This is a genomic window from Streptomyces sp. ATLC9, assembly GCF_057196705.1.
The window spans coordinates 1-7,877 of the sequence record NZ_JBXUOY010000239.1 but is presented as its reverse complement, the minus strand read 5'-3'; the positions used below and the strand labels follow the sequence as shown (position 1 = coordinate 7,877).

Genomic DNA, 7,877 nt, shown 5'->3' with positions numbered 1-7,877 from the left:
GGCGGGGGCCGTCCGCGGACGGCAGGCCGGCGGGAGCCGGCGCGGAGGGCGACGGGTGCGGCAGCCGGGCGGTGGCGGCGGCGGCCAGCAGCACCGAGCTGACGTCCCCTTCGCCTGCCGGACCCCCGCAGCACCAGACAGCCGGGGTCGTGGTCGGGCTTGAGGACGGCGTGCGAGCCCTTGGGGCGGAAGCGCAGGAAGCCGTTCTCCAGCCCGATCGCCGGGGACCACTCCACACCCGCCGGCTCGTGCAGCGCGAACGTCCGCGGTCCCGCGGAGGACTTGCTCCCCTCGGCCACTCCAGGTGGCCGATCACGGACTCGGCCTTCCAGCCGTGGTGGCGGCGGGGCGCCGGCTGCGGCTGCTGTACGACGCGGGCACGGGGATCGGCACCACGCTGGACATGGCGCGCACCGCCGAGGCGCTGGCGCGGGCCGCGGTGCCCCGGCTGGCCGACTTCGTCACCGTCGACCTGGCCGAGCCGGTGCTGCGGGGCGAGGAGCCCGCCGGCGGGGCGGCGGGCATGCGCAGGGTGGCCGTCGCCGGGATCCGGGAGGTCCCCGCGTTCTACGCCAGGGGGGAGCTGATCAGGTTCGCCCCCTCCACCCCGCAGGCACAGGGGTACGGGACGGGGCGGGCGGTCCTGGAGGCCGACCTGGCCGACGCACCCGGCTGGCAGGCCCAGGATCCCGAGCGCAGCAGGGGAATCGTGGCGGAAGGGGTCCACTCCCTGATCACGGCGCCGCTCCGGGCACGCGGCATCGTGCTGGGAGTCGTCAACTTCTGGCGCTCGGAGAAGCCCGAGCCGTTCGACGCCGACGACCTGTCCCTGGCCGAGGAACTGGTGGCCCGGGCCGCGGTCGCCGTCGACAACGCCCGCCGCTACACGCGCGAGCACACCATGGCCGCCGGACCGGTGCGGGTCAGGTTGCTCCGGATGGAACGCAGCCTGGTCTGCGAGGTCTCCGACGCCAGCAGCACCTCGCCGCACCTGCGTCGCGCGGCGACGACGGACGAGGGCGGGAGGGGCCTGTTCCTGGTGGCGCGGCTCTCCGAGCGGTGGGGCACTCGGTACACCGGGACCGGGAAGGTCATCTGGGCCGAGCAGCGACTGCCCCCGGCCTGACCGGCCCCGGGGGACAGGCTGCCCCGGCCCGGGGTGAGGGGCGCTGACAGTGCCCCTCACCCTGGACCGCCCGGACCGCCCGGGCCCGTCCGCTCAGGAGGCGGCGGTGATGCCCAGCTCGCGGGCGATCAGCATGCGCTGGACCTCGCTGGTGCCCTCGCCGATCTCCAGGATCTTCGAATCCCGCCACATACGGGCCACCGGGTACTCGTTCATGAAGCCGTAACCGCCGTGGATCTGGGTGGCCTCGCGGGCGTTGGTGACCGCGATCTCCGAGGAGTACAGCTTGGCGATGGCCGCCTCCTTCTTGAACGGCTCGCCCGCCAGCAGCCGGGAGGCCGCGTCGCGCCAGGCGATACGGGCGGTGTGGGCGCGCATCTCCATGTCGGCCAGCTTGAACTGGATGGCCTGGTTGGCGCCGATGGGGCGGCCGAAGGCACGGCGCTCCCCGGCGTACCGCACCGACTCGTCCACGCAGCCCTGGGCCAGGCCGGTGGCCAGCGCGGAGATGGCGATGCGGCCCTCGTCCAGGATGCGCAGGAACTGGGCGTACCCGCGGCCCTCCTCGCCCAGCAGGTTGGCGGCCGGGACCCGGACGTCGGAGAAGGACAGCTCGCGGGTGTCCGAGGCGTTCCAGCCGACCTTGGAGTAGGGCGCGGCGACGGTGAAGCCCGGGGTGCCGGAGGGGACGATGATCGAGGAGATCTCCGGACGGCCGTCGGGCCCCCGGCCGGTGACGGCGGTGACGGTGACCAGACCGGTGATGTCGGTGCCGGAGTTGGTGATGAAGCACTTGGTGCCGTTGATCACCCACTCGTCGCCGTCGCGCACGGCGGTGGTGCGGGTGCCGCCCGCGTCCGAGCCGCAGTCGGGCTCGGTCAGGCCGAAGGCGCCGAGCATCTCGCCCGAGCACAGCTTCGGCAGCCACTGGCGCTTCTGCTCCTCGGTGCCGAAGCGGTACACGGGCATGGCGCCCAGCGAGACGGCGGCCTCCAGGGTGATGGCGACCGAGGAGTCCACCCGGGCCAGCTCCTCCAGTACCAGGCACAGGGCGAGGTAGTCGCCGCCCATGCCGCCGTGACTCTCGGGGAAGGGCAGGCCGAACAGTCCCATGCGGCCCATCTCGCGGACGATCTCGTAGGGGAACTCGTGGTTCTCGTAGAACTCCCCGATCTTCGGCGCGATGACGTCGTGCGCGAACTCCTCGACGGTGCGGCGCAGTTCCTCGTGTTCGGGGGAGAGGCGGTGGTCAAGGGACATAGGTGTCACTGCTCCTTGTGGGAGTCGCGGGGGACCTGGGTGCCGGAGGTGTCCTGGGAGCCGGGGGTGTCCCGGTCTCCCTGGGAGGAGAGGGCGCGGACCGTGCGGGACGGGCTGGGCCGGCCCAGCCGCTCGGCCATCCACACGCTGGTGGCGGTGAGGCGGCCGAGGTCGACCCCGGTGTCGATGCCGAGGCCGTGCAGCATCCACACCAGGTCCTCGGTGGCGAGGTTGCCCGTGGCGCTCCTGGCGTACGGACAGCCGCCGAGCCCGCCGGCGGAGGCGTCCACGGTCGTGACGCCGTGCCGGAGGGCGGCCAGGGTGTTGGACAGGGCCTGGCCGTAGGTGTCGTGGAAGTGGACGGCGAGGCGGCCGGTGGGCACGCCCGCGTCGTTCAGGGCTTTCAGCAGGGCGGTGACGTGGCCGGGAGTGGCCACGCCGATGGTGTCGCCCAGGCTCAGCTCGTCGCAGCCGAGGTCGAGCAGACGCCGGCAGACGCCGGCCACCCGCGCGACGGGCACCGGCCCCTCCCACGGGTCGCCGAAGCACATCGACACATAGCCGCGCACCCCGGCGCCCGCCTCCTTCGCACGGGCGACCACCGGCTCGAACATCGCCAGGGCCTCGTCGACGGTGCGGTTGAGGTTGGCCCTGGCGAAGGACTCGGTGGCGCTGCCGAAGACGGCGATCTCACGGACGCCGAGGGCCAGCGCCCGCTCCAGACCGCGCTCGTTGGGCACGAGCACCGGCAGCCGCACCGCGTCGGCGCCCGCCCGGTCGGCGAGGTCGGCCACGGCCGGGAACAGCTGCTCGGCGTCGGCCAGTTGGGGCACCCACCTGGGGTGGACGAAGCTGGTCGCCTCGACGGTGCGCAGCCCGGCGCCGGCCAGCCGGCGGATGAACCGGGCCTTCACCTCGACGGGCACGGTCGACTGCTCGTTCTGCAGCCCGTCGCGCGCGCCCACCTCGTGGATGCGGACGCGGGCCGGAAGCCCCTCGGCCGGAACGGCCATGGGCAGACCCTCGATCATCGCGCGGCACCTTCCTCCGGCTTCTCCGGCTTCTCCGGGGGCGCGGAGTCCTTCGGTTCGACGACGGCGAGCACCTGGTCCATGGCGACCGTGCTGCCCGCGGTGACGTCCAGCTCGGTGACGATCCCGTCGTAGGGAGCGGCGATGACGTGCTCCATCTTCATCGCCTCCACCACCAGCAGGCTCTGGCCGGCGGTGACCTCCTCGCCGACGGCCGCCTTGACGACGGTGACCGTGCCGGGCATCGGCGCGGTCAGCGCGTCGGCGCCGTGTGCTCCCGCGCCGCCCCGCAGGGCCGCCTCGACCGGGTCGTGGTCGGCCAGGTGCCAGCTCTGCCCGTCACGGCCGAGCCAGCGGCTGCCACCGGAGCGGACGTGGGCGAAGGAGTGGGTCATCCCGTCCCAGGTCAGCACCGCGCGGCCGGAATCCCCGCCGGAGCCGCCCCCGAGATCGCCGTCACCCTCGGGCCGCAGCGCCGCGCTCACCGGCCCGGCGTCCCCGATGCGGACCTCGGCGCCGCCGGCCCATCCGCGCACCCGCACGGTCACCGGCCCGTGACCCGGTATCCGCAGGTGGTGGACCGTCCAGGCGGGCTCACCGCCCAGCCGCCAGCCGGTCGGCGCGGAGAACGGGTCCGTCCAGCCGGCCGGGCCGCCCGCGGGGGCGGGGGAGGCCGCGGAGGGCTCCAGCGCGGCGTGTCGCAGCAGCGCCGCCGCCGCGTACACCTCGTCCGGCACGGCCGAGGGCAGCAGCGAGGCGGCGTCGCGGTCCACCAGACCGGTGTCCAGCTCCCCGGAGACCACCGCCGGATGGGCCAGCAGGGCGCGCAGGAAGGCGGTGTTGGTGTCCACGCCCAGCACGGTCGTCTCCGCCAGCGCCGAGCGCAGCCGCCGCAGCGCGGAGGACCGGTCCGGGCCGTGGGCGATCACCTTGGCGAGCATCGGATCGTAGACGGTGCCCACCTCGGTGCCCCGCGCGAGCCCGGAGTCCGTGCGGACGCCCTCGCCCGAGGGTTCCGAGAGCAGATGGACGGTGCCGGCCGACGGCAGGAAGTCGACCTTCCCGCCGGTGGCGCGTGCCGTCTCCGCGCAGATCCGGGCCTCCACCGCGTGCCCGGTCAGGCGGACGTCCTCCTGGCCGAAGGCCAGCGGCTCGCCGGCCGCCACCCGAAGCTGCCACTCCACCAGATCCAGACCTGTGATCAGCTCCGTCACCGGGTGCTCGACCTGGAGGCGGGTGTTCATCTCCATGAAGCAGTAGGCGGCCGGATCGCCGCCGGGGACGATGAACTCCACCGTGCCGGCGCCCCGGTAGCCGCAGGAGCGGGCGGCGCGTACGGCCGCCTCGCCCATCGCGGCGCGGGTGGCCTCATCCAGCAGCGGGCTGGGCGCCTCCTCGATGATCTTCTGGTGGCGGCGCTGGAGGCTGCACTCGCGCTCGCCCAGGTGCACCACGGTGCCGTGGCCGTCGGCCAGGACCTGGATCTCGATGTGCCGGGGCCGGTCGATCCACCGCTCCACCAGCAGGGTGTCGTCGCCGAAGGCGCCGCGGGCCTCGCGCCGCGCGGCGGCGATCTCCTCGGCCAGCAGTGCCTCGTCGCGCACCAGCCGCATGCCCTTGCCGCCGCCGCCGGCCGAGGGCTTGAGCAGGACCGGCGTGCCGATCTCCAGTGCCGCGGCGGTCAGTTCGGCGTCGGTCAGCCCGCTGCCGCTGCTGCCGGGCACCACCGGCACCCCGGCGGCCCGCACCGTCTCCTTGGCACGGATCTTGTCGCCCATCAGCTCGATGGCGTCGGCGGGCGGGCCGACGAAGACCATCCCCGCCGCCTCCACCGCGCGGGCGAAGGCGGCGTTCTCGGCGAGGAAGCCGTAGCCGGGGTGCACCGCCTGGGCGCCCGTGCGCCGGGCGGCCTCCAGCAGCCTCTCGGCCGACAGATAGCTCTCGGAGGCCACCGCCGGGCCGATCCGCACCGCGGTGTCCGCCTCCCGTACGTGCCGGGCGTCGGCGTCCGCGTCGCTGAAGACGGCGACCGAGCGCACGCCCAGCCGCCGCAGCGTGCGGATGACGCGGACGGCGATCTCGCCTCGGTTGGCGACCAGCACCGTGTCGAACATGGAACGCATCCCCCTCACATCCGGAAGACGCCGTAGCCGGGCGCCGCGGGGTCCTTCTCGGGCAGCGGCGCGTTCGCGCACGCGGTGAGCGCGAGGCCGAGCACCGTACGCGTCTCCAGCGGGTCGATCACGCCGTCGTCCCACAGCCGCGCGGTGGCGTAGTAGGCGTTGCCCTGGGTCTCGTACTGCTCGCGGACGGGAGCCTTGAAGGCTTCCTCCTCCTGGGCGCTCCACTCCTCGCCGCGCGCCTGGAGCTGGTCGCGCTTGACGGTGGCCAGCACCGAGGCGGCCTGCTCGCCTCCCATCACCGAGATCTTGGCGTTGGGCCACATCCACATGAAGCGCGGCGAGTACGCCCGGCCGCACATCGAGTAGTTGCCCGCGCCGTAGGAGCCGCCGACGACGACCGTCAGCTTGGGCACCCGGGTGCAGGCCACGGCCGTCACCATCTTGGCGCCGTGCTTGGCGATGCCGCCCGCCTCGTAACTGCGGCCCACCATGAAGCCGGAGATGTTCTGCAGGAACACCAGCGGTATGCCGCGCTGGTCGCACAGCTCGATGAAGTGCGCGCCCTTCTGGGCGGACTCGGCGAACAGGATGCCGTTGTTGGCGACGATCCCCACCGGGTGGCCGTGGATGCGGGCGAAGCCCGTCACCAGTGTCGTGCCGTACTCGGCCTTGAACTCCGCGAACCGGGAGCCGTCGACGGTGCGGGCGATGACCTCGCGCACGTCGTAGGGGGTGCGCGAGTCCACCGGGACAGCGCCGTAGAGCCCGGCCGGGTCGGCCTTCGGCTCCTCCACCGGCTCCACCGGCCACGGCAGCGGGCCGCGGCGGGGGAGGGTGGCCACGATCTGCCGCACGATGCGCAGGGCGTGGGCGTCGTCCTCGGCGAGGTGGTCGGTCACCCCCGAGGTGCGCGAGTGGACCTCGCCGCCGCCCAGCTCCTCGGCCGTGACGACCTCGCCGGTGGCCGCCTTCACCAGCGGCGGCCCGCCCAGGAAGATCGTGCCCTGGCCGCGCACGATCACGGCCTCGTCGCTCATCGCCGGGACGTAGGCGCCGCCCGCCGTGCAGGAGCCGAGGACGGCGGCGATCTGCGGAACGCCCGCGCCGGACATCCGGGCCTGGTTGTAGAAGATCCGCCCGAAGTGCTCGCGGTCGGGGAAGACCTCGTCCTGCATGGGCAGGAAGGCGCCGCCCGAATCCACCAGGTACACGCACGGCAGCCGGTTCTCCAGGGCCACCTCCTGCGCGCGCAGGTGCTTCTTGACCGTCATCGGGTAGTACGTGCCGCCCTTGACCGTTGCGTCGTTGGCGACGACCACCACCTCGCGGCCCGCCACCCGCCCGATGCCGGCGATCACGCCGGCGGCCGGGGCCTGGCCGTCGTACATCCCGTCCGCCGCGAGCGGGGCCAGCTCCAGGAAGGGCGACCCCGGGTCCAGCAGGGTGTCCACCCGGTCCCGCGGCAGCAGCTTGCCGCGGGCGGTGTGCCGCGCCCGTGCCCGCTCGCCGCCGCCCAGCCGTGCCGCGGCGAGCTTCTCGCGCAGCCGCGCGGCCAGCTCGCGGTGCGCGGCCTCGTTCGCCCTCGCCGCCTCTGACGCCGGATCCACGGCGCTGACCAGCGGAGGTGCCTGCTGCATGCCCTTCGAGCCCCCTTGCTCGGTTAGTGAGCGTTAACCTCGCCATCAGGTTAACGCCCGCTAACCCGGCTGTCTACAATTCCCCTATGAGGACCAGGACCGACGCCCCCACCCGCCGAGAGCAGATCCTCGGCCAGGCCGCCCGCCTGTTCGCCGAGCGCGGCTTCCACGGCGTCGGCGTGGACGAGATAGGCGCGGCGGTCGGCATCAGCGGCCCCGGCCTCTACCGCCACTTCGCGGGCAAGGACGCGATGCTCGCGGAGCTGCTGGTGGGCATCAGCGAGCGGCTGTACTCCGGCGGGCGCAGGTGCCTGGCGGAGTCCGCCGGGGCCGGTCTCGCGCCGGGGGCGACGCTGGACGCGCTCATCGGAGGCCACATCGACTTCGCCCTCGACGACCGCGCCCTGATCACCCTCCACGACCGCGAGCTGGACCGGCTGCGCGACAGCGACCGCAAGCTGGTGCGCCAGCTCCAGCGGCAGTACGTGGAGCTGTGGGTGGGCGTCGTGCGCCAGGTGCACCCGAAGCTGCCGGAGAAGGAGGCCCGCGCCTCCGTCCACGCCGTCTTCGGCCTGCTGAACTCCACGCCCCACCTCAGCCGCCCCTCCTCCCTGCCGGACCGCGACGCGGCCGCGGCCCTCCTGCACCGGCTGGCCCGCGGCGCCTTCGCCGCGGCGGCGGAGGGCGGCCCCGGCGGCCC

Annotated in this window: 6 protein-coding genes and 1 pseudogene; 2 read left to right on the top strand and 5 right to left on the bottom strand. The window is 74.1% G+C overall.

Annotated features, from left to right (window positions below; all coding sequences use genetic code 11):
• On the bottom strand, positions 1-299 hold a 299-nt coding region (locus AC2CJA_RS21035; protein ID WP_484604236.1), incomplete at its 3' end, for a DUF4429 domain-containing protein.
• A 44-nt stretch (positions 300-343) separates the two neighbouring features.
• Between AC2CJA_RS21035 and AC2CJA_RS21030 the strand changes: the two are divergent.
• Positions 344-1,126, top strand: a pseudogene (locus AC2CJA_RS21030) (GAF domain-containing protein); the annotation flags it as partial.
• A 93-nt stretch (positions 1,127-1,219) separates the two neighbouring features.
• Here the strand turns inward: AC2CJA_RS21030 and AC2CJA_RS21025 are convergent.
• Genes AC2CJA_RS21025 through AC2CJA_RS21010 form a run of 4 tightly spaced genes read right to left on the bottom strand, consistent with a single transcriptional unit; the run spans position 1,220 to position 7,177 of the window.
• Positions 1,220-2,386: an acyl-CoA dehydrogenase family protein gene (locus tag AC2CJA_RS21025; RefSeq protein ID WP_484604235.1), complete on the bottom strand. Its 1,167-nt coding sequence runs from the start codon at positions 2,384-2,386 to the stop codon at positions 1,220-1,222.
• A gap of 5 nt (positions 2,387-2,391) precedes the next feature.
• Positions 2,392-3,417: a hydroxymethylglutaryl-CoA lyase gene (locus tag AC2CJA_RS21020; protein WP_484604234.1), complete on the bottom strand. Its 1,026-nt coding sequence runs from the start codon at positions 3,415-3,417 to the stop codon at positions 2,392-2,394.
• The gene (locus tag AC2CJA_RS21015) at positions 3,414-5,531 is read right to left on the bottom strand and encodes an acetyl/propionyl/methylcrotonyl-CoA carboxylase subunit alpha (protein ID WP_484604233.1); all 2,118 of its coding nucleotides are present in this window, start codon (positions 5,529-5,531) and stop codon (positions 3,414-3,416) included. The genes AC2CJA_RS21020 and AC2CJA_RS21015 overlap by 4 nt, the downstream gene beginning before the upstream one ends.
• Positions 5,532-5,545: 14 nt before the next feature.
• Positions 5,546-7,177 (bottom strand): carboxyl transferase domain-containing protein, encoded by a 1,632-nt coding sequence (locus AC2CJA_RS21010; RefSeq protein ID WP_484604232.1) that lies wholly within the window; start codon positions 7,175-7,177, stop codon positions 5,546-5,548.
• Positions 7,178-7,263: 86 nt separating this feature from the next.
• On the opposite strand from AC2CJA_RS21010, the gene AC2CJA_RS21005 reads away from it, so the two are divergent.
• Positions 7,264-7,877: SACE_7040 family transcriptional regulator (locus AC2CJA_RS21005; RefSeq protein ID WP_484604231.1), on the top strand; the 614-nt coding region annotated here is incomplete at its 3' end.